The sequence below is a fragment of the Streptomyces sp. R-74717 genome, from assembly GCF_047305335.1.
Taxonomy (GTDB): domain Bacteria; phylum Actinomycetota; class Actinomycetes; order Streptomycetales; family Streptomycetaceae; genus Streptomyces; species Streptomyces atratus.
On sequence record NZ_CP102361.1, the window covers coordinates 2,775,663 to 2,800,685 of the forward strand.

Here is a 25,023-nt window from a genome sequence, read left to right on the forward strand (position 1 = left end):
CGTTGCACATCAGTACGTCGGCGCACGGACGGACTGCGGGGATGAACGCTGCCCACGAGTCCCTCGCACGTATCCAACGACGCAGAACGCAGGGGATCACGGGTAAATCCGAAGATCCTTGCGGGGCGGAACCGTGGCCCTGCTGCGCACCGTCCCCATCGGCACCGGCATAGTGGGGGCCGCACGGAGGGCTCGGGCAGATTTCCGGGAGTCCGCTGGACGTTCGGAGCCGGTGGCTCGGAGCAGTACCGAAGTGCAGTACAGAAGTGTTGAGTTACGAAGTCCCAGGGGGATCACCACATGCGACTCATTCGACCAGCTCTCACCGCACGTCAGGGGAGCGCACGTCGCACGCGTTCCTCGGTGCTCACCGTGGCAGCGGTCGCTGCGGTCCTTGCACTCACCGCCACTGCCTGCGGTCCGAGCGAGGACAACGCCAGTGACAAGCCGAGCAGTTCCGCCGGCCAGTCCTCGGACGGCAAGATCATCATTCCGGACGATCTGAAGGACCGGCTCAAGGAACACGGGATCGACCTCGACCAGTGGAAGAACGGCGAGTGGAAGAACTGGGACAAGGACAAGTGGCTGCGCGAGGCCAAGGACTTCGTCAACCCGATCATCGAGGGCCTCTGGGACCCGGACCGGATGCAGGATGCCGACAAGTCGCCGGAGAAGCCGGTCGACAATGACATCTCGGGTGACGTGGGTGTGACGGACCCGACGCCCGCGCCGGTCCAGGCCGCCGGTGTCCGGACGCCGTACCACGCCAATGCCGCGGAGTCCGGCAAGCTGCTCTTCGACAGCCCCGAGGGCTCCATGGTCTGCTCCGCGACCGTGGTGAAGGACCCGGCACACCCCGGAAAGTCCAACCTGGTGTGGACCGCGGGTCACTGTGTGCACGCGGGCAAGAAGGGCGGCTGGTACCGCAACATCGCGTTCGTGCCGTCGTACAACAACAGCGGTCTGTCGACGGCCGAGCTGCAGAAGGCGACCAAGCAGGAGATCGCACCCTACGGCGTGTGGTGGGGCCAGTGGGCGCAGACGTCCGACCAGTGGATCTCTCAGGGGTCCTCGATCGGCGGGCAGGGCGCCCCGTACGATTTCGCGGTGCTGCATGTCACGCCGGAGAAGGGCTCGACGGGTAAGTCCCTGGAGGAAACGGTCGGCTCCGCGCTGCCTGTCGAGTTCAATGCCCCGGCCGTACCGAGCATCGACAGCATGACCACCACCGGCTTCCCGGCCGCTCCGCCCTACGACGGCCAGAAGGCCTTCCAGTGCGCGGACAAGCCGGGTCGGCTCTCGCTGACCGCACAGGACCCCACGATGTACCGCATCGGCTGCACCATGACGGGCGGTGCCTCCGGTGGTGGCTGGGTCGCGGCGGGCCAGGACGGCAAGCCCGCCCTCGTCTCGAACACCTCCATCGGCCCGGTGACGGCCGGCTGGCTGGCTGGACCGCACTTCGGCAAGGAAGCCAAGGGCGTCTACGAGTCGGTCAGCAAGAAGTACGCAGGGCAGTGACGACGGACCGTCGCCCGGCCGGGTTCGGGTGACGGTGACGGCACATCAAGGACCCCGGTTCGGCTGCTGCCCGCCGGGGCCTTTTCCGTCGCGCTACGGCCCCGAGTGGCCGCAGCGGCTGCACGACGCGCTGCGCGACCAGGTCCGAGTGGCCGACGGCCGCAGCGTCGAACCTAGCGCGGGGCTCATCGACTCGCAGTCCGTGCGCACGGCCGACACCGTCCCCGTTTCCACCAGAGGGTTTGACGCGGGCAAGAAGGTCAAAGGCCGCAAGCGGTTCATCGTCACCGACACGCTCGGCCTCCTGCTGGCGGTACACGCTGTTGCCGCGAGCGTCCAGGATCGTGACGGCGCGAAACGCTCTCTGCTTTGGACCCGCCTCGACCATCCGAGCATCCAGAAGGTCTGGGCGGACCATGGCTTCTCCGGGCGGCTGGCCGATTGGAGCGCTTCGATCCTCGGCCGCGAGCTGGAGATCGTCCGTAAAGCGCCTGACCAGCGAGGAACAGGTCCAGCCCAAGCGCTGGGCCGTTGAGCGGACGTTCGCCTGGATGACCGCGCACCGGCGGCTTGCCCGTGACTACGAGGCCGGTCCTGCCCGGTCCGAGACCATGATCCGGTGGGCGATGATCGGCATCATGGTCCGCCGGCTCACCCGAGGTTGCCCGGCCAAACGGCCAGGACCACGGCGTCTTCGGTGGACAGGCCCGGAGTAGACGACAGGCACCTGCAACGCGTCAGGAATTCTGGACGGCGCCTACGAACCGCTCGACCTTGCTCCGCAGGTCTGGCGAGAGGTCGGAGAGGCCGCCGACGATGAAGGTCAGTTGCCTCGCAAGTTCCGGATAAGCGCTCCAGACAGCTGAGTTCCTGGTCAGGACCGCGCACAGCAGGTCGCCCTCGTACATGTCGCCTTCGGCCAGCGGGTTGTCACGAAGCACCTCCACCGCGAGCGGAAGAAGCACCGGCAGCCCAATGTCCTGCCCGATCAGCAGGCGCAGGTCCTCAACGGTCAGAGTCCCGACCGGCCGACTCCGCAGGGCATGCGCCGTCGCAATGAGACGGGTGGCGTCAGGCGGGGGCGCCTGCCAGCGATCACGTTCAAGCTCCTCAAGGGACCGACTACGGTCGAGAGATACAGTCACCAGACGATTCTCTCGTGAATGCATGTGGCCGGGTGGCCGGAGACCATTGCTGATCCCCGGCCACCCGACCACAACGCGAGATCTCAAACACGGTCTGACACCGTCGACCGGCAAAAATGGCGGGTGGCTGCGTCCGACCAAGAAGATGTCTACCAACTCCCCCTTGCTGATTCCCAGCTGCCGGAGTCGGGGCTGGCTCCCGAGCAGGCCGGGGATGCCGGGCCGGTCATTGTGAACCCTCCCCCGGCCTCGTGGCGGGTCATCAACGCCGGCACCGCTGACGATGTGTTCACCATCCATCCCGACGCCGCTTCCCCGATCGGGGCGGAGTACCTCTTGGCCACTGAGGACACCAGCAACGTTGTCGTGAAGGCATTCCCGGTCGTTCCCGGGGATAGGCCGGCCTGGCGTTTTCTGCCGGTCTCCGAGTAACTGCGCGCGCAGTTAGTCGACCTGCAAGGCGTCGGAGAATCTCGGCAGACACCTCCCTGCCGGAATTCTCCGTTCAAGGACATCCGTCGAATGCGGCGTCCGACTGCCCCCGTCACCACCGAGGGGGCGGAAACCGTCGGTTGCGCCCCCGCCTGCCTCTGGAGTGCTCGTATGGGTGGAACTGCAACCGGCAGCGAACTGTCTGCCATCGTCGGAGCGTCGGCCCGGATGGAACAGATCGACCCTCTTCACGTCTCGGAACCGGGCCTGCTGGACGTCGACCTCACCGCGGCGGACGAAGAGACCGTCCAGGCCGCGATCGATGCGCTCGGTCGGCGCTGGGCAACGTCGGGCGGTGGCCGGGTTCGCCGTGTCCCTGGCGAGCCTGGCGTGACGGCAAGGCTGTATGCAGATATCCGCCGCCCTGGGTCCGAGGGCGCTGCTAGCTCGCTCTCCTCGATGCCGGGCAGTGATCCGATCAACGTCTCAGCGAGTTCGAGCTCCCGGTCTGTGACGGGCGCGGACGGAGCGAGATCACCGGGTTCACGCAGCTCGTCGGCCCAGAGCAGGGTCTGGACAACGAGCACTCCGTGCCGTGGACGCAGCAGCGCCAGGCGCTCCCGGCTCCTGATGGCAATCTTGGAAACGCCCACGAATCCGGTTCGGGCGAGGGCCTCGACGAGCAGGACGTACGGTCGGTCGGCCCCAGGACCGTTGGGCCCCGCGAAGTACAGCTTGCCGTAGCTGATGGGGTCGATGTCCTGGCCCGGGACGAAGCCGAGTACCTCGATGACACGCTTGGCCGGCAGCGGAAGGTGGGCCAGATCCTCATCCGTCAGCGGCACCACATTGCCGTCGGGCATCGCGAAGCCCCGCGCGCCGCTCTCTGGGACGTCGCCCTTACCGGGGGCGCGGCAGATGGTGCACTCCCACCAGCGCGCGGCGCGCCAAGGGCTCCGTGCGCGCCGGTTCCTCCCGTGCTCGAAAAGGAATGCGACTGGAAGAGGTCACACCCAGCCATCGGGTTGACGTCCAGCAGCCGGTCTCCATCGCATCCGTCGCTCCAGTCGGCCTTGGTCCACGTCAACACGCTGCTGATGCAGCAGGTCCTCGCCGACCCGAAGTGGGCCGACACCCTCACCGAGCCGTCTCAACCTAGACCTGACCGCCCGGGTACCAGCAGTGCCCCCCAACCACGCATCTCCGAGGGTGAGCCGGCCGCCGCATCGGGACTGGTGGCTCGATCCAATGAGCCGGGACAATGGATCTCATGAACGCATTACCGACGCTGTCTGCCACTGAGATCACCACTGATCGTCTCCGGCTGCGAAAAGCGCACGACGCCGACATCGACGGCCTCATCGAGCTCCAGACCGATCCACAGGTCCGTGCCCACCTCGGCGGCCCGCGGCCCCGTAGCGTCGTTGAGCAGTACTTCGACGGGAACGGCATCAGCGCTATTGCAGGCAAGCCTGGTACCTACGTCATCGCCGATAAGGAAACCGACCGGTTCATCGGGACACTCGTACTCGACCGCCGCTCCGCCGACCTTCCCGGACACGTCACCAAGGAAGGCGGGGAGCTGGAGCTGACCTACCTGCTCCGGCGCGGAAGTTGGGGTACGGGGCTGGCATTCGAGGCCGCCACCGGTATGTTGCGTGCCGCCGCCAGCGAGCTGCCCGACCAGCCGGTCCTGGTGGTGACCCAGACGGCCAACGCGCGCTCCCTCAAGCTCGCCACCCGTCTCGGCTTCCAGCGCATGGGCACCTTCGAGGCGCATGACGCGGAGCAAACCCTCGCTGTAGCCGACCTGCACTCGTTCAAGGCCCGGTCTCCTATCTCTTGACCCACGCTGAAGCAGGGCAGCCGTCACGCCCTACGACGTGCGGCAGGGTCACGTTCGGCAACGTGCCGGGCGACCGCATCGACAAGGACGTCGCCACCTGGTTCGGGCAGACCAGCCGCGTACCCGAGCTGCTGCGTACCCGGCCGTAGCGAGCTGAGACGCTACCGACCTGCCTCCGGCAGTGGGGCCGGATTGAATCATCCCGACCTCTGCCCCCGGCGTCGCCCTGACGAGGTGTCCACGGAACAGGGCGAGTTCCCCGGTCATCGGGCCGCCTGCCGAGTACGGTGGGCCCGGCCGCCGCGCCCTGTCCGTCGTGGTGAGGACGGGTGCGGGCAGTGGGGGCACGGCACGGGAGGAAGAGCAGGATGACAGAGACCACGGCGAGCGAGCTGGACGAACGGGTACTGGGGCGCAGGTGGACAGTGCGTCTGGACGCTGCCGGTCGTGGCAGCGCAGCGGTGCGCGTCTCGTGCAGCCGTCCCTCCTGTGCCGAACAGCGTCTGCCGTCCGCGGCCGCCGGCCGTGCGGCCGCGGTCGCCCACCTCAAGGCCCACCTACGGGCCGCCCCCGGGCCTCGGGCCCAGGCGTACTGCGCGTGCAGGGCCGAGAGCTGCCACACGCACGTCCGTCCCGCCGACCGGCAGATGCGTGCCGAACCCTGGCGGTGCGGCGGGGCGGTCGTCCTGGCCGTGGTCACCGACCGGGAAGGCCGCTGGTGGCGGGCCATGGAGTGCTGTTCACGCTGCGCGGCCGCCACGCCCGGCGCGAAGACCGTCACCACCACCCCGGCTGCCACCGGCCCGACGGCCGACGCCCCAGCCACTGCCGACCGCCCGTCGACCGCTCCCGCGGGCGACCCGCAATTCTCCGACCGCCCCTCACCCGTGGCCAGCCCCCGGGAGGTACCGGCACCCCGCTCCGCGCCCGCACGGCACCGCCATCCGTACGGCAAGATCGCGCAGCGGGTCATCCCCTACGATCTGCGGCCCGTTGTCCTGCGCGACGAGCTCGTCGAACTCGGCAATCTCTTCCGCGCCTACCAGCAGCGCACCGAACCCGACCTGGCGCTGCTCGCCGACCTCCAGGCGCGCAAGGCACTCGCCTTCGCCACCTGGGCCGATGTCACCGGCGACACGCGCCTGCGGCTGGACGCCCAGCGCGCCGAGCAGGCCGCCACCGCCGCCCGCCTCCAGCACCAGCAGCGCACCGGCCACAGTGCGGACAGCGGTGGGCAGGCGGTGACCCGCATGCTGACCGCGCCGACGCAGTGGGAGCACGCACGGGCCGTCCTCGCTCACGTGGCCGACCACACCCCGCTGCCCGGCCCGGAAGCACGCCTGCTGATGCTGATGCTGACCCTACGCACCGCGCACACCGGCACCGGCAACCTCATCGGGCAGGACCTCACCGCGCTAGGCCTGACCGACCCGGAGCACCTGGTGGAGCAGCTGACCGACTGCGGCTGGCTGAACATCCCCGGCACCGCCGGGGACCTGCTCGCCTCCCGGCCGGAAAACCCCACCCCTGTCACCGTCCCGTCCCTCACGCCCCACGGGGACAGCCCGGGCCCGTTCACGTTCGGCAAGAAGATGCGCCCCAAGCTCAGCGGGTGGGCCCAGAAGATCGTCTCGGACAAGAAGCTCCGCAAGGCCAAGGCCACCGCAGGCACCCGGCTGCTCGCCCTGATGCTGGTCACCCAGACCAGCGCCGACGGACGACTCGGCCGCTGCGGCCAGGGCGTCGGCCTGGAGCCTCTCGCCGCCTGGTGCCCCTTGGGCCCCGGCGAGCTGCAGCACCCGGTGGACCAGCTGATCGCAGCGGACTGGCTCGCCGAAGCCGTCGTCACCGACACCCACCTCACCGGCCAGCTGACCGAACGCGTCCTCCCGCTCACCTGCCCCCTTCCCTAGCCAGACCAGGCCGGTCAGTCCGACTCCCGGAACGCGGACGCGGCATCGCCGGTCAGCTGTCCGGCCCGCTCAGCACGCGCCCGGCGCAGCGCGGCCGCCTCGGTCGCCGCGGCTTGGCGGCGGCGCTGGGCGCGGGCGTCCTCGATCGGGACCGGCGCATCCTGAGGTATGGCCTCGGTCTCGGGGGAGGCGCGGCGGCTGAGCTCACGCACCGCGGACGTCTGCCGCTCCGCCGCCTGCGCGATGGTCGGGTCCATCCGGCGCGGCTGTGTGGCCTGCCGGTGGGCGGCGAGGTTGTGAACGGGGTTCAGTCTTGACCGTTGACCGGCGGACGAAGTCCGGCCCCGGGGATCAATGGAACCGTGGTTGGCGCTGAGATTGATCACGTCGTCCAGCACAGGGCTGGGGTACCGCGTCGGGTTTCCCCGGAAGATCGTCGGCCGCTGGCGAGGGATGACTAACGTCCGCCGGGTGCCGGTGGAATTTCTGGCTGATGAGCAGGCGGCAGCGCAAGAAGGCCACCCGGTTGTCGGACGCGGGATCGATTCCCGGGAAGGGGTCGAAGTAGCCGTACTGGGCTATGTGTTGATAGTGCGCCCAGTCCCATTGCTCCCAGCGGGACGGCCATGGGGCGGGTGTCCTGGCGTCGGATCCGGCAGGGGACAGCCAGGCGGCGCAGTAGGCGACGAGCCACAGCCCCAGGCGCGTGAACAGGTAGAGCCGGAGCACCCGGAGGTCCGTGAGGGTCAGTCGGTCGAGCAGTCGCCGCTGCTCGAAGGCGCCGGTGGGGTTCCGTACGGGCCGACTGTTTGGCGGTGGGCAGGGTCGTGGTCATCGGGCATCCGTTCCTGGGTCCGTCGGTTACGGGACGCCGAGTTCGAAAAGGCCGTAGCCCGCGTACGAGCCGGAAGCCAGGGCCGCGATGCCGAGGAGCATGAGCTGGTGGGTCAGGCTGAGGCGGCGCAGGGCGAGGGCGAGCGGGAGAAAGAGCGGGAAGAGGGGGAGCAGATAGCGGGAGACGTTGCCGAATATCTGCTGGCTGCCCAGGACGAGGACGAGGGTGAGGACGGTGTAGACCACCAGGACGGCCGGGGGACGCAGCCGGATCAGCAGCGTGAGCAGTGCGAGCGCGAGCAGGACGACACCGACGCCGACCAGGTCCGCGAAGGGCCAGGCGGAGAGATAGTCGGAGTGGCCCACCGGAACGGATGTGAGGACGTCGAGGGTGTGCCGGCCGTAGTCCCACTCGTGGGCCCAGGCATCGGACTGAAGCCTGAAGTAGCCGCCGTAGTCGCCCATTTGGTGACCCACCCAGCCGAGATAGGCGAGGAGGCCGAGCGGGGCGACGGCCATGGCGGCCACCGGACGCAGGATGCCGTCCCGGCGACGGTGGAGCGCGAGCAGGGCCGCGACGGCGACGGCGGCGATCAGCGCCACGGCGGTGGGCCGGTTGAGCCCTGCCACGCAGGTGAGGAGACCGGCGGTGAGCCAGCGGCGGCTCAGGACGGCATGGCAGGCCCAGACGGCCAGGGCCACGTAGAGGGAGTCGGAGTAGACCGCCCATTCCACGCCGGAACCGGGCCAGACGGCCCAGAGCCCGGCCGCGGCCAGCCCGGCCCGTCTGCCGCCGAGGCGTTCGGTGATGGCGTAGATGCCCAGGGCGGCGGCCAAGGAGGCGACGACGGAGACCAGCAGGCCGGCGCCGTACAGGCCGAGGCCGGTGAGCTCGGAGACCAGCCGCATCAGCGCCGGGTAGAGCGGGAAGAACGCCGCCGAGTTCCCTTCGAGGGTGATCGGGCCGGTGGCGCCGGGGATCGGGACCAGCCGAGGGTCGTACCCGTGCGCGGCGATCTGCTGGTACCACCAGCCGTCCCAGCTGGCCAGGACGTCCCACGGGTGGGCGCCGCCGCCGAAGCGCGGGTTCTTCGTGCGGTAGTCCCCGGCGGAGTGCAGCAGCCACATGAAGGCGGCGAAGCCGATGAACTTGAGCGTGCCGTAGACGGCCAGTACGGGGCCGTAGTGCTCGGCTGTGCGGCGCAGCCGACGCCGGCGGTCGGGGCACGTGGCGGCGGGCTGCTGCGACAGCCTCGCGTTCCAGCTCAGGGTGCCGGTCGCGGTCGTACGGGCGGTGGTCCTGATCATGCGCGGAACACCCACGCTCGGAAGAACAGGAACCGCAGCAGCGTCGCGGCCAGGTTGGCGGCGAGGAGTACGGCGAGTTCGGTGGCCTGCCCGGCCGAGGGCACCGCGTGGTGCAGGGCGGCGAGCGATCCGCCGGTGAGCGCCAGGCCGATCAGGAGGACGACCAGGCCCCTGCCCTGGTGGCGCAGCACACCGCCGCGGCCACGGAGGCCGAAGGTGAGCCGCCTGTTCACGGCCGTGTTGACGACGGCGCAGACCAGCAGCGCGAGTGCGTTGGCGGCCTGGGATCCGGCCACCGGGCGCAGCGCCGCGTAAAGGAGCAGGTAAGCGAGGGTACTGACGGCTCCTACGGCGGCGAAGCACACGAGTTGGGTGGCGAGCCTGCCCGGTGCGTCGGCGCCACTGTCGCGGAGCGACCCGCCCGGCGGCAGCGTGCCCCGCGCCAGTGCCCTGCCGATCCTGGCGATGCCGCGCAGGTCGGCCAGTGCCGTGGCGAGGATGTCGACCCGGGTGTCGGGATCGTCCACCCAGTCGACCGGCACCTCATGGATGCGCAGCCCGGCACGCTCGGCGATCACCAGCAGTTCGGTGTCGAAGAACCACTCTGAGTCCTGTATGAGCGGCAGCAGTCGCTCGGCCACATCACGCCGCACCGCCTTGAATCCGCACTGCGCGTCGGAGAAGCCCACGGCGAGGACGGAGCGCAGGAGGGCGTTGTAGCAACGAGAGGTGATCTCTCGCTTGGGGCCGCGCACCACCCGGGAACCGGGGGCCAGGCGGGTGCCGATGGCGATATCGGAGTGGCCGGAGAGCAGCGGGGCCACGAGCGGCAGCAACGCCGTCAGTTCCGTGGACAGGTCCACGTCCATGTACGCGAGTACGGGGGCCGACGAGAGCGACCAGGCGGTACGCAGCGCCCGGCCGCGCCCCTTCTCGGCCAGCCGAATCCACTGTGCTTCGGGCAGTTCGTCTGCCAGCCGAGCGGCGATCCGCGGGGTGCTGTCCGTGCTGGCGTTGTCGGCGATGGTGATACGGAACGGATAGGGGAAGGTCTCGCACAGGTGTGCGTGGAGCCGCCGCACGCTCGGCTCCAAATCTCTCTCCTCATTGAACACGGGGACGACCACGTCCAGGACGGGCTCCGGGTGGTGCGTCGCCACCGGTGCGCGGTGCGGCAGTCGGCTCGGGTCTTTCAGGGCAAGTGACCCTTGATGTCTCATATTTTGTCCTTTTTGTGACCTTGTATGGGGTAGGTCGAAGACACTCGGGCCGATGGTGTGCTACGGCGTTACGGGGTGACGAGCGAGGACGAGGCGGTCGACGGCTGGTTCCGCGCGGTCGCCGTACCCGAAGGCGGGGCCGAGGTCGAGGGCGGCGGCGCGCCCTCCGTGCTCCCCGGCGGGGACTCGGTGGCCGTGCCCGTACTCCCGGTCGTGGCCGGCGGCATGATTGAGGCGGTCCCGTCCGGGGACGCGGGGGCAGTGGAGGTGCCCGAGGAGGAGGGCGCGCTCGGGGACACGTCGGGTGTCGCGGGCGAAGCGGAGGGCGACAGGCTCGTCGCGGGCTGCGGGCCGGGGTGGCTGGGCTCGACCCGGGTCGCCTGGCCGGGCAGCAGGAACAGCCCGGCACTGAGGCCGACGACGGCCAGGACGGAGCCGACTGCCCTCTGCGCGGCCCGTCTGCGACCGCGGACACGCACCCCTGCCCAGAGACGTTCCCGGTGCTTCGGCTCGAACGGCGCGGGCGCCTCGATGTCGCGCATCATCCGTGCCAGCTGCCGCTCGAAGTGATCCATGGGGTTCCCCTTCACCGCACCGGCTCGTTCACATTGCCCAGGAGCTTCCTCAGCTGCGCCACTCCGCGTGCGGCATGGGACCGAGCCGTGCCCACCGGGCACCCGAGCGCCTCCGCCACCTGCCCCTCGGGCAGGTCCTGGTAGTAGCGCAGCACCACCGCCACCCTCTGCTTCGGCGACAACTGGGCCAGCGCGGCCTCCAGCCGAGAACGCTCCACCACATCCGCGGACACATCGCCGACCACCGCCGCCTCGGGCAACTGTTCGACGGGGCGTTCACCCCACCAACGCCGCTGTCCCGAGCGTGCCGCCGCACGCACCATCACCTTGCGGACGTACGGCTCCGGTGCGTCATCCGCGACCCTGGGCCAGACGAACCAGAGCTTGACCAAGGACTCCTGCAACAAGTCCTCGGCCCGATGCCGATCGCCTCCGACGAGCAGACGGGCCAGGTGGACCAGCACCGACCAGCGGGCAGCCACGAACTCATCGAACGCACGGGCTCGACTCTGCTCCATCCACACTGTCCCTGTTCTCGCCGGTCGCCTACACCCTGTAGAAGGCACTGGCACACGACCCACGATGCACCTGCGGCCCGTGATCTGGATCACATGACATGTCGACGACAAGCGCGAGACGCTTCTCCGTCCCGCCCCGTCCCGTCAGCGACGCCGGCGACGAGGACGCGGTTCGACGGCCACCCGCCCGACGGGAAGTGCACCGCCGTCGAAAACCAATGATGCCAACCCCTTCGGCCGCAGGGGGATTTCCGTACCTCCAGGTGGGAGGACGGCCCGGTCGTCCACGGACGAGTGAGGTCGCAGCGGCCGGCCTGCTCCAGCTCCGGCGGCCTGCTCGGCCCGGTCGTTCAGCGGGCCGTTGCGATGAGGCGTCGCAGTGCGGCGTGGACGGGTGAACCCCAGGTGGGCTTGCCGCCGGGGCGGCCGTAAACGCCAGCCTCTCCGATGAGAATGCCGGTGAGGGCGCGTAGTACCGCCCAGCCGCGGGCGCGGCGCAGGGTCGCGGCGTCCGCGGCCGGCTGGCAGGCGCCATGGAAGCGGTCGGTGGCGTCGTCCGGCAGCAGTACCCAAGGGGCGGCGAGGTCGCAGGCCGGATCGCCCGCGCAGAGGTCGCCGAAGTCGATTACGCCGCAGAAGGTGCCGCCCGCGGTGAGGACGTTGGCCGGATGCAGGTCGCCGTGGAGCCACAGTGCCGGGCCCTCCCAGTCGGGCGCGGCGGCGTCTTCCCAGACCGCGCGGACGACGTCCGGGTCGGGGATCAGCCCCAGCTCGGTAGCCGAGGTGAGCTGCTCGACGAACTGCTCAGCGCGGTCGGCCAGCGGCCCCCCACGGCCGACGGGCGCCCCTTCGGGGACAGGTTGTGAAGAGCGGTCAGGAAGGCGGCCAGGGTGTCGGCCGCCTCCGCAGCGCGCGTGGCGGGGGCGCGGTCGGCTGGCGCGCCCGGCACCCAGGTGGTGACGATCCAGGGGGGCGGAAACCGCTCGGCGGGCTCGCCGAGGCGCTGCGGGACGGGGGCCTGCAGAGGAAGGCGCGGGTTCTACTACGACGCCAACGGTGACTCGAACCTTGAGCGGCTCCGATACCCCTGGCCGCTCGCTGCCCTGGAACTGGCCGGCCACGCCCGCCGTTCCGGCCGGAGCCGGCTCGCCGTCACTTCAGGCGCCCCGGGCGAGCGGTCGCAGCTGCCGCACCTTCCTGAGACCTTGACCGTTTACCGGCCATGAAGAAAATCACGCTCGCGGTGCTCCGCAAGCTCGCACCGGGGACCGCTGCCGCTCTCACCTTCGGCCTCACCTTCGGGACCGCGCCGGCGGCCACAGCTGCCGGGATGGTCAGGGTAGCTCTCGAAATCGACGGGAAGGACTTCTCGGGCACCATCCCCATCACGACCGGCCCGCATCCCGTCATCGACGGCATGCTCTGCGACGCCGGCAGCAACAGCGCGACGGCGACCACTGCCCTGGCCGACGCCTCCGACAAGTTCGAGTTCAACGTGCAGGCCACGTTCGATGAGTCCCTCAAGGACTTCGTGGTGACCGCCACCGACGTCGACGAGGCCGACAGCGCTCACCAGTGGAACATCTACGTCAACGACGTCCTGGTCACCAACGGCGGCTGCCATGCAGCGATCCAGGAGGGCGACAGCGTCAAGTTCACTTTGGAGCCGATCGAGTAAACCACCCTGTGACCGCTCGCCTGGGGAGCCTGAAGCGACAGCGAGCCAGCTCCGGCCGGAACGGAGTAGTCCTGACATGCGGCCACCGGCGCGTGCAATACCGATCGAGTGATCTTCAACTCCGGTGGGTTTTGCTGACTGCCGGGCGGACAGCTCCTGTCCATTTGATCCCTTTAGACACAAAGGAGCGCAATATGCGCGTACATACCGCTCTCGCCGCCCGGTAGGTGCAGGAGCATGACGTAGCGGGTGGCGCGTTCGACCAGGGTGCCGATCGCGGACTTCCCGTCCTTGCCGATGATCAGATCGCCCTCCCAGTGGCCGGGCAGGGCCCGGCCCTCGGCTTCGGCCGGCCGCTCGCTGATCACCACCATCGGGGTGGTGAAACGAGGCTGGCGGCTGTTGGCCTGCCGCTGGGGCCTGTGGCGGGCGCGACCAGTGCGCAGGGCGCCTGCGAGCTCACGCCGCAACTGGCCTCTGCCCTGGACGTAGGGCGCCTGGTAGACGGTCTCGTGGACCACGTGCATCTCGGGCCGGTCGGGGAACTTCTGCCGTAGAGCGTGGCAGATCTGCTCCGGGCTCCACTTCTCGTCCAGCATCGCCTGGACGGCGGCCCGCAGCTCCGGGTTCTGGCTGATCTTTCGGGGCTTGGGGCGGGGCCGGCGGCCGTCCGTGCGGGCCTGGGCCGCTTGCGGCCGGTAGTGCCACTGACCGCGTGTGCCGTCGGTGCGGTTGCGGCGGATCTCCCGGCTGACAGTAGACGGGCTGCGGCCCAGCTCGGCGGCGATCGCCCGCACCGTGGCCTTCTCCCGCAACCGGTCCGCGATGTGGATCCGCTCCTCCTCACGCAGGTAACTGGACGCACCAGAAGGCGGCACCACTCTGGAAATCGGTGGTGCCGCCTTCTGCCGCCGGTCGGCACTGCGACCATTGCGCCACTTCCGGCCCGTGCGGTCACTGACGCCGACGATAGCGAGGGAGCGGGCCTTCGGTCCGTTCTGAGCCGTACCGCGCTGCGGTCAGTGCGCCACGGGGACGAACGAGGAGAGGACGGCTGCCAGCTCCTCATGCACCCGTGCCTTGACCAGGGTGCCCTCCGGCGTGTGCTCCTCGGAGATCACCTCGCCCTCGGCGTGCACCCTGGAGACGAGCCCGCCCTGGGTGTACGGGACGAGGGCCTCGATCTCGACCGAGGGCCGAGGCAGTTCGGTATCGATGAGTGCGAGCAGCTCGTCGATACCGGCGCCGGTTCGCGCCGAGACGGCGATCGCATGCTTCTCGATGCGCAGCAGCCGCTGCAGCACCAGCGGATCGGCCGCATCCGCCTTGTTGATCACCACGACCTCGGGCACGTCCACCGCGCCCACTTCGCGGATCACCTCGCGCACCGCGGCGAGCTGTTCCTCCGGCACCGGGTGGGAGCCGTCCACCACATGCAGGATCAGATCGGATTCACCGACCTCCTCCATGGTGGAGCGGAACGCCTCGACGAGGTGGTGCGGCAGATGCCGTACGAACCCGACGGTGTCGGCCAGGGTGTAGATCCGGCCGCTCGGCGTCTCGGCCCGGCGCACGGTCGGGTCCAGGGTGGCGAACAGTGCGTTCTCCACCAGGACGCCCGCACCGGTCAGCCGGTTGAGCAACGAGGACTTGCCCGCATTGGTGTAGCCGGCGATGGCGACCGAGGGCACCTTGTTGCGCTTGCGCTCCTGGCGCTTGATCTCGCGGCCGGTCTTCATCTCCGCGATTTCCCGGCGCATCTTCGCCATCTTCTCGCGGATCCGACGTCGGTCCGTCTCGATCTTGGTCTCACCGGGACCACGGGTTGCCATGCCGCCACCGCCGCTGGAACCGCCACCGCCCATCTGACGGGAGAGCGACTGACCCCAGCCGCGAAGCCGCGGCAGCATGTACTGCATCTGTGCCAGCGACACCTGCGCCTTGCCCTCTCGGGACTTGGCGTGCTGGGCGAAGATGTCGAGGATCAGGGCGGTCCGGTCGACCACCTTGACCTTGACGACGTCCTCCAGATGGATCAGCTGGCCGGGGCTGAGCTCACCGTCACAGACGACGGTGTCGGCCCCTGATTCGAGGACGATGTCGCGCAGCTCCAGCGCCTTGCCCGAGCCGATGTAGGTGGCCGGGTCGGGCTTGTCGCGGCGCTGGAAGACGGCGTCCAGCACCATGGCGCCTGCCGTCTCCGCAAGTGCGGCCAGCTCCGCGAGGGAATTCTCCGCATCCTGCACGGTTCCCGAGGTCCAGACACCGACCAGCACCACACGCTCCAGGCGCAGCTGCCGGTACTCGACCTCGGTGACGTCCTCGAGCTCGGTCGAGAGTCCTGCCACACGCCGCAGTGCCGCGCGCTCGGAGCGGTCGAACTGCTCGCCGTCCCGCTCTCCGTCGATCTCGTGGCTCCAGGCGACGTCCTCTTCCATCAGGGCGTCGGCCCGAAGGCTCTCGGTGAGGCTCTCGGTGACATTCTCCGTAGCGCTCTGCGCGTCCTGCGCGTCCTGGGGAAGGGAAGAAGAGGAGGTCATTGGATCCTTACGTCGATGGAAGTCCGTTACATCAGTCACAACGCGTGACCTCTCCCGATGATTCCCGCTGTCGGGAATCCGGTCCGGCCGCTGCGGCGACCCGTCGATAGTGGCATGGTCCGCCGGGCCCGTCACCCGGGTTTATCGCTGTCCGTCGGGCTTGGCACTGTGCCAGTCCGGGTGTCCCGGCATCGGCGGGGTCTTCTCGCCGTACAGCCAGCCGTCGAAGAACGAGGTCAGGTCGCGGCCCGCGGTCTGTGACGCCAGCCGGACGAAGTCCGCGGTGGCGGCGTTGGAGTCCCGGTGCTTCTTCACCCAGCTCCGCTCCAGCCGGTCGAATGCGCTCTCGCCGATCTCCTGGCGCAGCGCGTAGAGGACCAGTGCGCTGCCGTCGTACACGACCGGCCGGAAGAGGCTGAGCTTCTGTCCGGGCGCCGGAACGTCGGGGCGGGCGGGGGGGCCGCCCGCGGCGCGCCAGCCGTCGGACCTGATGTAGGCGTCGTACATCCGGCTTTCCAGCGGCCTGTCGGCATGCTCCTCGGCGTAGCGGGCCTCGTACCAGCTGGCATGTCCCTCGTTGAGCCACAGATCGGACCATGCCTGTGGGGAGACGCTGTCGCCGAACCATTGGTGCGCGAGCTCGTGCACCATGATCGATTCGACATACCACTTGGGGTAGGCGGTCTGGGTGAACAGGGACCGTTCGAAGAGCGAGAGTGTCTGGGTCTCCAGCTCGAAGCCGGTGTCGGTGGCGGCGACCAGCAGTCCGTATGTCTCGAAGGGGTAGGGGCCGACCTGCTGTTCCATCCATTCCAGCTGACCGGGTGTCTTGCTGAGCCAGGGTTCCAGCCGCTTGCGGTCGGCGCTCGGCACCACGTCGCGTACCGGCAGTCCATGCGGCCCGGTCCGTTTCAGGACGGTGGAACGGCCGATGGTGACCTGGGCCAGTTCGGTGGCCATGGGGTGTTCGGTCCGGTAGGTCCAGGTGGTCTCGGCACCGTTGCGGGCCGTGCCTGCGGGCAGGCCGTTGGCGACCACCGTGAGGTCCTTGGGTGCGGTGATCCGGAAAGTGAAGAACGCCTTGTCGGCGGGGTGGTCGTTGCTCGGGAAGACCCGGTGCGCGGCGTCGGCCTGATTGGCCATGGCCAGACCGTCGGCGGTGCGCAGCCAGCCGCCGCTGTCCTGGCCGCCGTTCGGGTCGCTGGTGTGCCGGACGGTGATGTGCAGCGGCGCTCCGGCCGGGAGCCGGCCGGGGGGCTGGATGACCAGGTCCTCGTCCGCCGCGGCGAAGTCGGCCCGCACACCGTTGATTTCGACCGTACGGACAGTGCCCTGGGCGAAGTCGAGGTTGATCCGGTCCAGCGGCTCGGTGGTCCGCGCTTCGATCGTGGTGACGGCGTCCAGCGGCTTGCTGTTGCTGCCCTGGTAGGTCAGTCCGATGTCGTACGAGAGGACGTCGTACCCGGGATTGCCGAGGCGCGGGAAGAGTGGATCACCGATTCCGAGCGGCACGGGTGAGGGGAGGGCGGCGGCAACGAGTGCGGCCGATGCGGTGGCCAGCAGAGCGGCCCGCAGACGGCGGGAGATGATCGGCATGAACTACCGCTACCAGCGACTCCCACCCGTGCAGGTGCGGCGCGCGCCACGCCACTCGAACGAGATCGCTGTGGCAGATGGCGCTGCGCGGCGGGGTCAGACGGTGGCGGCGGGGTGCTGGGCGCGGCTCACGTCGTACACCCCGGGTACGTCACGCATCGCGCGCATCAGCGCGGGCAGTGCGGCGGCATCGGGGAGCTGCAATGTGTAGGTGTGCCGGACGCGCTGTTCGCTGGGTGGTTCGACGGTGGCGGAGATGATCGCCGCGTCCGCCGTCGCGATCGCCTCGGTGAGATCGGCGAGCAGCCGGGGCCGTCCGAAGGACTCGGCGACCAGGGTGACCCGGCACCCTGCCGCGTCGCCCCAGTTCACCGAGACCGGCGCACGGCCGACGGACTGCATCCGGGCCACCGCGGGGCACTCCGTCCGGTGCACGGTGACGGCGCCGCCGCGCACGACGAATCCGGTGACGGCGTCGGGTGGTACGGGGGTGCAGCAGCCCGCGAGTCGTACGGTGGCATCCGGCCGGTCCACCACGGCGCTCGCGGCGCGGCTCGCGGACCTGGCTCGCCCGGGGTCGGTGTTCTCCTGGGGCTGTGGTTCGTGCCTGGACTCCGCGGGCCTGCTGTTGTGCGGGCCCTGGGCATCCTCGGGGTGGGCGTCCAGCCAGCCGGTGATGGCGATACGGGCGGCTGGGGTTCGAGCGTGGTCGAGCCAGTCGGGCGAGGGGCCGGAGGCAGCGTCCTCGGCGAGCAGCAACTGCACGGTGTCGCCGTCGCTCAGTACGGTGCCGAGGGTGGCCAGCCGGCCGTTGACCCGAGCACCGATGCAGCTGTGCGCCTCGTGCCCGTACTGTGCGTAGGCGGCGTCGACGCAGCTGGCTCCGGCGGGCAGTCCGAGCGTGCCGCCGTCGGTGCGGAAGACCGTGATCTCCCGGTCCTGGGCGAGGTCGGCGCGGAGTGTGGTCCAGAAGGTGTCGGGGTCCGGGGCGGACTGCTGCCATTCCAGGAGCCTGGAGAGCCAGCCGGGCCGGGTCGGGTCGGCGCGTTCTCCGTCAGCGGGTTCGGCGGACTGCGGGGCGGAGCCGCTGTCCGCGGCGTACGGATTGCCGAGGGCGATGACGCCCGCCTCGGCGACCTTGTGCATCCGGTGCGTACGGATGAGGACTTCGGCGACCGCCCCGTCGGGGCCCGCGACCGCAGTGTGCAGTGACTGGTACAGGTTGAATTTGGGGGCGGCGATGAAGTCCTTGAACTCGGAGATCACCGGGGTGAAACAGGTGTGCAGTTCACCGAGCACGGCATAGCAGTCGGCGTCCTCGCCGACGAGAACCAGCAGCCGGCCGAAGTCGGTGCCGCGCAGTTCGCCGCGTTTGGTCCTGACGCGGTGTACGGAGACGTAGTGGCGCGGCCTGATGAGGACTTCTGCGGGGATGCCGGCCTCCCGCAGCACCGCTGCGACGTTCTCGGCGATGGTGGCAAGCGGGTCCTGGGTGGCCGGGGCGCCGGAGGCGTCCGGTTGCACCGACGCGGCGGCGATCAGTGCGCGGGTTTGTTCGTACTCCTCGGGGCGGAGGATCGCGAAGACGAGGTCCTCCAGCTCGGTCTTGAGGGCCTGTACGCCTAGCCGCTCGGCCAGCGGGATCAGCACGTCGCGGGTGACCTTGGCGATCCTGACCTGTTTCTCGGGACGCATCACGCCCAGGGTTCGCATGTTGTGCAGCCGGTCGGCGAGCTTGATCGACATCACCCGGACGTCGTCCCCGGTGGCGACCAGCATCTTGCGGAAGGTCTCGGGCTCGGCCGCCGCTCCGTAGTCGACCTTTTCGAGTTTGGTGACGCCGTCGACGAGGTAGCAGACCTCTTTTCCGAATTGCTCCCGCACCTGATCGAGGGTCACTTCGGTGTCCTCGACGGTGTCGTGGAGCAGTGAGGCCGTGAGTGTCGTGGTCTCGGCGCCGAGCTCGGCGAGGATCAGTGTGACGGCGAGCGGGTGCGTGATGTACGGCTCGCCGCTCTTGCGCATCTGTCCGCGGTGCGAGGACTCCGCGAGTACGTAGGCCCTGTGCAGGATGGAGAGGTCGGCATCCGGGTGGTGCGCGCGGTGGGCCTCGGCAACATGGCCGATCGCGTCGGGCAGCCGGTCGCGGGAGACGGGGCCGAGCGCGACGCGGCCGAGCCTGCGGAGATCGATCCGGGGACGGCCCCGTCTGCGGATGGGAGCACCTGGGTTGGTGGCCTCTGCACTCATGGGGCACCTCCGGCGACGTCGACCGGCGGTGGGGAGGTGCGGACGCGCCTCCGGGCCGGTGCTTGATGCTACCGAGCCCACCACGTGGCGGAGTCCGGCTCTCGCTCAGCGTGAAACGGATCACCCATTCGAGCGAAGCTCTAGCCGATCGCCGTTTCGAGCCAGGCGGAGTCGATCAAGCCCTCGGCGACGATCACGGCGGCTCCGGTCATCTCGATCTCGCCGTCCGGCCGCTCGGTGATCACGAGGGTGCCGCCTGGCAGATCCACCGTGTACGTGACCGGGGTGCCGGTCTCCGCGGGGTCGGCGCCGTCCCTGCGGGCCGCGGCGACGGCCACGGCGCAGGCGCCCGTGCCGCAGGAGCGGGTCTCGCCCGAACCGCGCTCATGGACCCGCATCGCGACATGGCGCGGTCCGCGGTCCACGACGAACTCGATGTTGACGCCGTCGGGGTAGACGGCCGCGGGGCTGAACGGCGGCGCGGAGAACAGATCGCCGGCGTGCGCCAGGTCGTCGACGAAGGCGACCGCGTGCGGATTGCCCATGTTCACATTGCGGGCGTCCCAGCTGCGGCCGTCCAGACTGACCGTGACGCCTTCCTCGGGGAGGAGCGCGCGTCCCATGGAGACCGTGATGTCGCCGCCCTTGGCGATGTGCACCTTCTTCACACCGCCCCGCGTCGCGACGGCGAGGTCGCCCTCCTCGATATGCCCGGCACGCTGCAGATAGCCGGCGAAGACCCGTACGCCGTTGCCGCACATCTCGGCGATCGAGCCGTCGGCGTTGCGATAGTCCATGAACCACTCGGCCTCGCCCGCCATGGCCCGCGCCTCCGGGTGCGCGGCGGACCGTACGACGTGCAGCAGCCCGTCGCCACCGATACCGGCCCGGCGGTCGCACAGCCGGGCGACGGCGGAGGCGGGCAGGTCGAGGGCGTTGTCCGGGTCGGGAACGATCACGAAGTCGTTCTCGGTGCCGTGGCCCTTGAGGAAGGCGATCTGCGAGGTGCTCACAGGGCAACTGTACGAGGCGGCACCGACAGCCGATGAAACCGGCCCGGGCGCACCGGACGGGAGACGGGCAGCACACCGGGCGGAAGCCGGACGTCTCGCCGGTGGAGCCGCCGCGTCCGTCAGCGGAGCCGTGCCACGCGCCAGACGGCCAGTGCGACCAGTGCGGCGCACACGGTGATGTACAGCGCGATCACGCGCCAGTCGGATCGCTCGCCCGAGCCCCGCTGCGGCAGCCCGGGCCAGGTGTAACCCACGCGGCGGGCGGCCATCATGCCCCAGCCCGCGGCGCAGCAGCTGATCAGCAGGCCCAGCATGGCGACGACCGCGCCGCCGTCGCCGAACGCGAAGGCCAGCGGGAACGCGAACATCAGCGATCCCACGGCGGCGAGCATGACGATCGGTGCGAGCTGCCAGATGCGCAGACGCCGCGCGGGCCGCAGCTCGACCTCGACCTCGGGGGTCACCTCGAGCTCATCGGGCCCGTCGGGGCTCAAGCGTCCTGCCTCGTGCAGCGTGTCCGGTGCGTCTTGTTCTGTGTCGCGAGGGCCGGCCTCCATCGCCACGCGCCCTCCCAACTCGGACTCCACTGGTCGATCGATGCTCGATGATGGCACGCTCCCGGTCACCGAAATGACGGGCAGGGCTTCCCGATGCCATCACGTGATCAGGCTGTAACCGCTCGTGCGACCAACGCCAGCGCCTGGTGCGGGAGTTCCCCGCGGTGCTCCGCGGCGCCATTCAGCCAGTGGACCCGCGGGTCGCGGCGAAACCATGAGTCCTGACGGCGCGCGAATCGCTTGGTGGCGCGTACGGTCTCGGCACGCGCCTCGTCCTCGGTGCACTCCTGGGCCAGCGCGGCAAGCACCTGCTGGTAGCCGAGTGCCCTGGACGCGGTCCGTCCTTCGCGCAGACCGTGCGCCTCCAGGGCGCGCACCTCGTCCACGAGTCCGGCCGTCCACATCCGGTCGACCCTCAGCGCGATGCGTTCGTCGAGCTCGGGGCGGGCCACGTCGACGCCGATCTGGACGGTGTCGTACACCGCATCGTTACCGGGGAGATTGGCCGTGAAGGGCTTGCCTGTGATCTCGATGACTTCGAGGGCTCTGACGATTCGGCGGCCGTTGCTCGGCAGGATGACCCGGCCCGCTTCGGGATCGGCGGCCGCGAGCCGGGCGTGCAGTGCCCCGGAGCCGCGCTCGACCAGTTCATCCTCCAGCCTGGCCCGTACGCCGGGATCCGTGCCGGGGAACTCCAGGGCGTCGATGGCGCCCTTCACATAGAGCCCGGAGCCCCCGACCAGGACGGGGGTACGGCCTGCGGCAAGCAGCCGGTCGATCTCGGCGCGGGCCAGCCGCTGGTACTCGGCGACGCTGGCGGTCTCGGTGACGTCCCAGATGTCCAGCAGGTGGTGCGGAACTTTTCCGCGTTCGGAGAGCGTCAGCTTCGCAGTGCCGATATCCATCCCCCGGTAGAGCTGCATGGAATCGGCATTGACCACTTCGCCGTCGAGCTGCTGAGCAAGAAATACCCCCAGATCGGACTTTCCGGCTGCAGTGGGACCGACGACGGTGATGACCCGCGGTGCGGGAGCTGAACTTCTCACCGCCCCAGTCTCGCAAACCTCCGGCCCTCTTCCGGAACGAGTCGGGTGACCGGCTCCGAACGGGAGTCGCCTGTCGTTCCGGCCACAAGCCCCCGGCCCTGGCCCCGGGGCAGGGCGAGTAGCCGGGTGCGACGCTCCGAGCGGCGCGGATCTTCGCCCGTGCCAGTAGAATTCGTAAGTGAATACGGGCGTTTTTTCACGGTTTGCCGTTTACTCTCAGGGCCGCCTGATGAGGTCGTCGGCAGCGAGGTCGGAGAGGACGCCCGACCCTAGCCCCTAGCAGGGAAGGTGCCCGATGGGCTTCCTGGACAATTTGAAGGCCAAGTTGAGCCCCGCCAAGGACAAGGTCGGCGATCTCGCGCATCAGCACGGGCACAAGATCGACCAAGGGCTCGACAAGGCCGCACGGACGGTCGACCAAAAGACCAAGGGCAAGTACAGCGACAAGATCGAGTCCGGCACGAAGAAGGCCAAGGAAGCGGTCGAGCGCCTGTCCCACAAGCACGACGAGGGTGGTACCAAGCACGACGAAGGCGGAACGCCGCCGGGCGGTACGCCGCCGGGCACGCCGCCCACTTCCTGAACATCAACCGATCAAGCCCGACGGACGGCCGTGGAGCGACAACGCTGCACGGCCGTCGGCCGTATCTGCTCGGGCAAGCGGGCAAGAGTACGGACGGGGCTCAGGACCAGGTGGCGACCAGGTAGCCAACGCCGTACGGGGCGTCCTCGTACAGCAGCCGGCCGCCCAGGCCCGCCCCCTCGGCCGCGCCCGCGAGCACCTGCCAGGGCGCCCGGCCCGCCGCTTTCAGTTCGTACGCCAGCGACTCGTCCAGAGCGATCAGCGCGTCGGGGTCCGCCGTGCCCAGCGCATGGGCGGCCGCCGCATCGAATGCTTCGGCTCGGTCGTCCAGATAGCCGGGGGCCTTGAGCGTGCGGCAGGCACTGCCGTCGCCCATCACCAGCAGGGCCACCCGGTCCGCCCTGACGGCCAGATCCCGTCCGGTACTGGTACAGCGAATGGTTTCGAGCGGCTCCCCCACGCCGAGCCCTTCGACCGGCGCCTCGGCCCATTGCGCGCGGGCGAGCAGCCAGGCACCGACGGCGAGGGACGGTGGAAGCGGGCGGTCAGCCACCGGCCCCTTTTCGCGCCCCAGCCGTACACCGAGGTCGACGCCGAAGCCCTTGAAGGTACCGGTGGCCCCCTCGGGATGCGGGCCACGCCCCGCGCGGTCCGCAGGCCCGATCACGAGCAGCAGATCGGGCCGGGCGGCGGTGAGCACGCCGAGGGCATCGGCGCAGGCGTCCCGCAGGGCGTCGAGCTCGGGCGCGGCACCGGCGGCGACCTCGGGTACCAGCAGGGGCGGGCAGGGGCAGACAGCGGCGGCGACAAGCATGGTGGGCAGCGTACTGCTTGGGTGCGATGCGCCCGTCGGCCACCGCCGCCGTCTGAGTCCTGCCGGTGTCAGTCGCAGCCGCAGCCGGGGGCCGCAGCGGCCGGCAGCGGCGCCGGGGCGCCGATACCGGGCAGCCCGAGCATCACTCCGGCGGGCTTGGCGGCCTCGGTGGCGGTGCGCTTCTCCCAGGCGTCCCCGGCCCGGGTCCGCCGTACGCCCACCGGAACGCCCTCGGCGAGGAGGTGGTGCGGGGCCGCGTAGGTGATCTCGACCGTCACCACATCGCCCGGACGCACCTCCTCGTCCGGCTTGGTGAAGTGGACCAGGCGGTTGTCGGGGGCACGGCCGGAGAGGCGGTGGGTGGCGCCGTCCTTGCGACCCTCGCCCTCCGCAACCATGATCTCCAGCGTTCGACCGACCTGCTTCTTGTTCTCCTCCCAGGAGATCTCCTCCTGAAGGACGGACAGGCGCATGTACCGCTCCTGGACGACCTCCTTGGGGATCTGCCCCTCCATCTCGGCGGCCGGGGTTCCGGGGCGCTTGGAGTACTGGAAAGTGAAGGCGTTGGCAAAGCGCGCCTCGCGGACCGCGTGCATGGTCTGCTCGAAGTCCTCCTCGGTCTCGCCGGGGAAGCCCACGATGATGTCGGTGGAGATGGCGGCGTCCGGCATCGCGGCGCGCACCTTCTCGATGATGCCGAGGAAGCGCTCCTGCCGGTACGAGCGCCGCATCGCCTTGAGGATCGTGTCCGAGCCCGACTGCATCGGCATGTGCAGCTGGGGCATCACGTTCGGCGTCTCGGCCATCGCCGCGATCACGTCGTCCGTGAAGTCGCGGGGATGCGGCGAGGTGAAACGGACCCGCTCCAGGCCCTCGATCTTCCCGCAGGCACGCAGCAGCTTGGAGAAGGCCTCGCGGTCGCCGATGTCGGAACCGTACGCGTTCACGTTCTGGCCGAGCAGGGTGATCTCCGAGACGCCCTCGGCGACCAGTGCCTCGATCTCGGCGAGGATGTCGCCGGTGCGACGGTCCTTCTCCTTGCCACGCAGCGCCGGGACGATGCAGAAGGTGCAGGTGTTGTTGCAGCCGACGGAGATGGAGACCCACGCCGCGTAGGCGGACTCGCGGCGGGTGGGAAGCGTGGAGGGGAATGCCTCCAGGGATTCGGCGATCTCGATCTGCGCCTCTTCCTGGATACGGGCGCGCTCCAGCAGCACCGGCAGCTTGCCGATGTTGTGCGTACCGAAGACGACATCCACCCAGGGGGCCCGCTCGACGATGGTGTCGCGGTCCTTCTGCGCCAGGCAGCCGCCGACGGCGATCTGCATACCGGGCCGCTTGGTCTTCATCGGGGCGAGCCGGCCGAGATTGCCGTAGAGCTTGTTGTCGGCGTTCTCCCGCACCGCGCAGGTGTTGAAGACGACGACGTCGGCGTCGCCGTCGGAGCCCTCGGCGGCACGTACGTAACCCGCGTCCTCCAGCAGCCCCGACAGCCGCTCGGAGTCATGGACGTTCATCTGGCACCCGTAGGTGCGCACCTCGTACGTCTTCAAACCGTCCACTACTCCACCAGCCACGTCGTTGCCGCTCACCCGTCCAGGGTAAGGGCTCCGATCGGGCCGCAATGATGAATA

At 69.6% G+C, this 25,023-nt stretch carries 23 protein-coding genes and 3 pseudogenes; 10 read left to right on the forward strand and 16 right to left on the reverse strand.

Features of this window, described 5'->3' with window-relative positions; genetic code table 11:
• The first annotated feature begins 300 nt into the window (after window positions 1-300).
• Both NRF20_RS12340 and NRF20_RS12345 read left to right on the forward strand, forming a co-directional pair.
• Window positions 301-1,521, forward strand: a complete 1,221-nt coding sequence (locus NRF20_RS12340; RefSeq protein ID WP_398630455.1) for a trypsin-like serine peptidase — start codon at window positions 301-303, stop codon at window positions 1,519-1,521.
• A gap of 28 nt (window positions 1,522-1,549) precedes the next feature.
• On the forward strand, window positions 1,550-2,056 hold the full coding sequence (locus NRF20_RS12345) for a transposase (RefSeq protein WP_413752581.1): 507 nt from the start codon (window positions 1,550-1,552) through the stop codon (window positions 2,054-2,056).
• Between the two features lie 202 nt (window positions 2,057-2,258).
• Here NRF20_RS12345 and NRF20_RS12350 read toward each other — a convergent pair whose 3' ends face one another.
• Window positions 2,259-2,666, reverse strand: coding sequence for a contact-dependent growth inhibition system immunity protein (locus NRF20_RS12350; RefSeq protein WP_413752582.1), 408 nt, complete (start codon window positions 2,664-2,666; stop codon window positions 2,259-2,261).
• A gap of 123 nt (window positions 2,667-2,789) precedes the next feature.
• Here NRF20_RS12350 and NRF20_RS12355 point away from each other — a divergent pair, with 123 nt between their 5' ends.
• Window positions 2,790-3,098, forward strand: a complete 309-nt coding sequence (locus NRF20_RS12355; protein ID WP_398630452.1) for a hypothetical protein — start codon at window positions 2,790-2,792, stop codon at window positions 3,096-3,098.
• A 90-nt stretch (window positions 3,099-3,188) separates the two neighbouring features.
• Window positions 3,189-3,461, forward strand: a pseudogene (locus tag NRF20_RS12360) (DUF6207 family protein); the annotation flags it as partial.
• On the opposite strand, the gene NRF20_RS12365 reads toward NRF20_RS12360, so the two are convergent.
• Window positions 3,347-4,018 (reverse strand): Ku protein, encoded by a 672-nt coding sequence (locus NRF20_RS12365; RefSeq protein ID WP_398630568.1) that lies wholly within the window; start codon window positions 4,016-4,018, stop codon window positions 3,347-3,349. The pseudogene NRF20_RS12360 and the gene NRF20_RS12365 overlap by 115 nt on opposite strands.
• Window positions 4,019-4,359: 341 nt before the next feature.
• Between NRF20_RS12365 and NRF20_RS12370 the strand changes: the two genes are divergently transcribed.
• The 3 genes from NRF20_RS12370 to NRF20_RS12380 all read left to right on the forward strand — a co-directional run bounded on the left by NRF20_RS12370 (window position 4,360) and on the right by NRF20_RS12380 (window position 6,857).
• Entirely contained in the window at window positions 4,360-4,944 is a 585-nt protein-coding gene (locus NRF20_RS12370; protein ID WP_398630451.1) for a GNAT family N-acetyltransferase, read from the forward strand.
• Window positions 4,941-5,093 (forward strand): hypothetical protein, encoded by a 153-nt coding sequence (locus NRF20_RS12375; RefSeq protein ID WP_398630450.1) that lies wholly within the window; start codon window positions 4,941-4,943, stop codon window positions 5,091-5,093. The genes NRF20_RS12370 and NRF20_RS12375 overlap by 4 nt, the downstream gene beginning before the upstream one ends.
• 219 nt (window positions 5,094-5,312) lie before the next feature.
• Window positions 5,313-6,857, forward strand: coding sequence for a hypothetical protein (locus NRF20_RS12380; protein WP_398630449.1), 1,545 nt, complete (start codon window positions 5,313-5,315; stop codon window positions 6,855-6,857).
• Between the two features lie 14 nt (window positions 6,858-6,871).
• Here NRF20_RS12380 and NRF20_RS12385 read toward each other — a convergent pair whose 3' ends face one another.
• From NRF20_RS12385 to NRF20_RS12395, 3 genes are all read right to left on the reverse strand, one after another.
• Complete coding sequence (locus NRF20_RS12385) at window positions 6,872-7,114, reverse strand: hypothetical protein (protein WP_398630448.1); 243 nt, start codon at window positions 7,112-7,114, stop codon at window positions 6,872-6,874.
• Window positions 7,115-7,718: 604 nt separating this feature from the next.
• Window positions 7,719-8,999: a glycosyltransferase family 39 protein gene (locus tag NRF20_RS12390; RefSeq protein ID WP_398630447.1), complete on the reverse strand. Its 1,281-nt coding sequence runs from the start codon at window positions 8,997-8,999 to the stop codon at window positions 7,719-7,721.
• The gene (locus tag NRF20_RS12395) at window positions 8,996-10,219 is read right to left on the reverse strand and encodes a glycosyltransferase (RefSeq protein WP_398630446.1); all 1,224 of its coding nucleotides are present in this window, start codon (window positions 10,217-10,219) and stop codon (window positions 8,996-8,998) included. Before NRF20_RS12395 ends, NRF20_RS12390 begins: the two co-directional genes overlap by 4 nt.
• A gap of 75 nt (window positions 10,220-10,294) precedes the next feature.
• On the opposite strand from NRF20_RS12395, the gene NRF20_RS12400 reads away from it, so the two are divergent.
• On the forward strand, window positions 10,295-10,789 hold the full coding sequence (locus NRF20_RS12400; RefSeq protein ID WP_413752583.1) for a hypothetical protein: 495 nt from the start codon (window positions 10,295-10,297) through the stop codon (window positions 10,787-10,789).
• Window positions 10,790-10,805: 16 nt separating this feature from the next.
• On the opposite strand, the gene NRF20_RS12405 is transcribed toward NRF20_RS12400, so the two are convergent.
• Both NRF20_RS12405 and NRF20_RS12410 read right to left on the reverse strand, forming a co-directional pair.
• Window positions 10,806-11,312: a SigE family RNA polymerase sigma factor gene (locus NRF20_RS12405; RefSeq protein ID WP_413752584.1), complete on the reverse strand. Its 507-nt coding sequence runs from the start codon at window positions 11,310-11,312 to the stop codon at window positions 10,806-10,808.
• Window positions 11,313-11,662: 350 nt separating this feature from the next.
• Window positions 11,663-12,336: pseudogene (locus tag NRF20_RS12410) on the reverse strand (phosphotransferase).
• Between the two features lie 198 nt (window positions 12,337-12,534).
• Here NRF20_RS12410 and NRF20_RS12415 point away from each other — a divergent pair.
• Entirely contained in the window at window positions 12,535-12,990 is a 456-nt protein-coding gene (locus tag NRF20_RS12415) for a hypothetical protein (protein WP_413752585.1), read from the forward strand.
• 221 nt (window positions 12,991-13,211) lie between these two features.
• On the opposite strand, the pseudogene NRF20_RS12420 reads toward NRF20_RS12415, so the two are convergent.
• The 7 genes and pseudogenes from NRF20_RS12420 to miaA all read right to left on the reverse strand — a co-directional run.
• A pseudogene (locus NRF20_RS12420) lies at window positions 13,212-13,880 on the reverse strand (IS30 family transposase); the annotation flags it as partial.
• A gap of 129 nt (window positions 13,881-14,009) precedes the next feature.
• Window positions 14,010-15,530, reverse strand: a complete 1,521-nt coding sequence (hflX, locus tag NRF20_RS12425) for a GTPase HflX (RefSeq protein WP_398630443.1) — start codon at window positions 15,528-15,530, stop codon at window positions 14,010-14,012.
• Between the two features lie 141 nt (window positions 15,531-15,671).
• On the reverse strand, window positions 15,672-17,126 hold the full coding sequence (locus NRF20_RS12430) for a M1 family metallopeptidase (protein ID WP_413752586.1): 1,455 nt from the start codon (window positions 17,124-17,126) through the stop codon (window positions 15,672-15,674).
• 96 nt (window positions 17,127-17,222) lie between these two features.
• A complete protein-coding gene (locus NRF20_RS12435) occupies window positions 17,223-19,376 on the reverse strand; it encodes a RelA/SpoT family protein (protein ID WP_398630441.1) in 2,154 nt (717 codons plus the stop codon).
• Window positions 19,377-19,516: 140 nt separating this feature from the next.
• Window positions 19,517-20,389: a diaminopimelate epimerase gene (gene dapF, locus NRF20_RS12440; protein WP_398630440.1), complete on the reverse strand. Its 873-nt coding sequence runs from the start codon at window positions 20,387-20,389 to the stop codon at window positions 19,517-19,519.
• 119 nt (window positions 20,390-20,508) lie between these two features.
• The gene (locus NRF20_RS12445) at window positions 20,509-20,946 is read right to left on the reverse strand and encodes a hypothetical protein (RefSeq protein WP_266365179.1); all 438 of its coding nucleotides are present in this window, start codon (window positions 20,944-20,946) and stop codon (window positions 20,509-20,511) included.
• A 107-nt stretch (window positions 20,947-21,053) separates the two neighbouring features.
• Window positions 21,054-21,992: a tRNA (adenosine(37)-N6)-dimethylallyltransferase MiaA gene (miaA, locus tag NRF20_RS12450; protein WP_398630439.1), complete on the reverse strand. Its 939-nt coding sequence runs from the start codon at window positions 21,990-21,992 to the stop codon at window positions 21,054-21,056.
• Between the two features lie 295 nt (window positions 21,993-22,287).
• On the opposite strand from miaA, the gene NRF20_RS12455 reads away from it, so the two are divergent.
• Entirely contained in the window at window positions 22,288-22,575 is a 288-nt protein-coding gene (locus NRF20_RS12455; RefSeq protein WP_398630438.1) for an antitoxin, read from the forward strand.
• Between the two features lie 100 nt (window positions 22,576-22,675).
• Here NRF20_RS12455 and NRF20_RS12460 read toward each other — a convergent pair whose 3' ends face one another.
• Window positions 22,676-23,389, reverse strand: coding sequence for a class III extradiol dioxygenase subunit B-like domain-containing protein (locus tag NRF20_RS12460; RefSeq protein ID WP_398630437.1), 714 nt, complete (start codon window positions 23,387-23,389; stop codon window positions 22,676-22,678).
• Window positions 23,390-23,457: 68 nt separating this feature from the next.
• Window positions 23,458-24,951 (reverse strand): tRNA (N6-isopentenyl adenosine(37)-C2)-methylthiotransferase MiaB, encoded by a 1,494-nt coding sequence (gene miaB / locus NRF20_RS12465; RefSeq protein ID WP_398630567.1) that lies wholly within the window; start codon window positions 24,949-24,951, stop codon window positions 23,458-23,460.
• Window positions 24,952-25,023 lie beyond the last annotated feature (72 nt).

Coding starts and splice junctions, on each gene's coding strand:
- NRF20_RS12340 (WP_398630455.1), top strand. CDS start 301: ATGCGACTCATTCGACCAGCTCTCACCGCACGTCAGGGGAGCGCACGT.
- NRF20_RS12370 (WP_398630451.1), top strand. CDS start 4,360: ATGGATCTCATGAACGCATTACCGACGCTGTCTGCCACTGAGATCACC.
- NRF20_RS12380 (WP_398630449.1), top strand. CDS start 5,313: ATGACAGAGACCACGGCGAGCGAGCTGGACGAACGGGTACTGGGGCGC.
- NRF20_RS12385 (WP_398630448.1), bottom strand. CDS start 7,114: ATGGACCCGACCATCGCGCAGGCGGCGGAGCGGCAGACGTCCGCGGTG.
- NRF20_RS12390 (WP_398630447.1), bottom strand. CDS start 8,999: ATGATCAGGACCACCGCCCGTACGACCGCGACCGGCACCCTGAGCTGG.
- NRF20_RS12395 (WP_398630446.1), bottom strand. CDS start 10,219: ATGAGACATCAAGGGTCACTTGCCCTGAAAGACCCGAGCCGACTGCCG.
- NRF20_RS12405 (WP_413752584.1), bottom strand. CDS start 11,312: ATGGAGCAGAGTCGAGCCCGTGCGTTCGATGAGTTCGTGGCTGCCCGC.
- NRF20_RS12415 (WP_413752585.1), top strand. CDS start 12,535: ATGAAGAAAATCACGCTCGCGGTGCTCCGCAAGCTCGCACCGGGGACC.
- hflX (WP_398630443.1), bottom strand. CDS start 15,530: ATGACCTCCTCTTCTTCCCTTCCCCAGGACGCGCAGGACGCGCAGAGC.
- NRF20_RS12430 (WP_413752586.1), bottom strand. CDS start 17,126: ATGCCGATCATCTCCCGCCGTCTGCGGGCCGCTCTGCTGGCCACCGCA.
- NRF20_RS12435 (WP_398630441.1), bottom strand. CDS start 19,376: ATGAGTGCAGAGGCCACCAACCCAGGTGCTCCCATCCGCAGACGGGGC.
- NRF20_RS12445 (WP_266365179.1), bottom strand. CDS start 20,946: ATGGAGGCCGGCCCTCGCGACACAGAACAAGACGCACCGGACACGCTG.
- NRF20_RS12455 (WP_398630438.1), top strand. CDS start 22,288: ATGGGCTTCCTGGACAATTTGAAGGCCAAGTTGAGCCCCGCCAAGGAC.
- NRF20_RS12460 (WP_398630437.1), bottom strand. CDS start 23,389: ATGCTTGTCGCCGCCGCTGTCTGCCCCTGCCCGCCCCTGCTGGTACCC.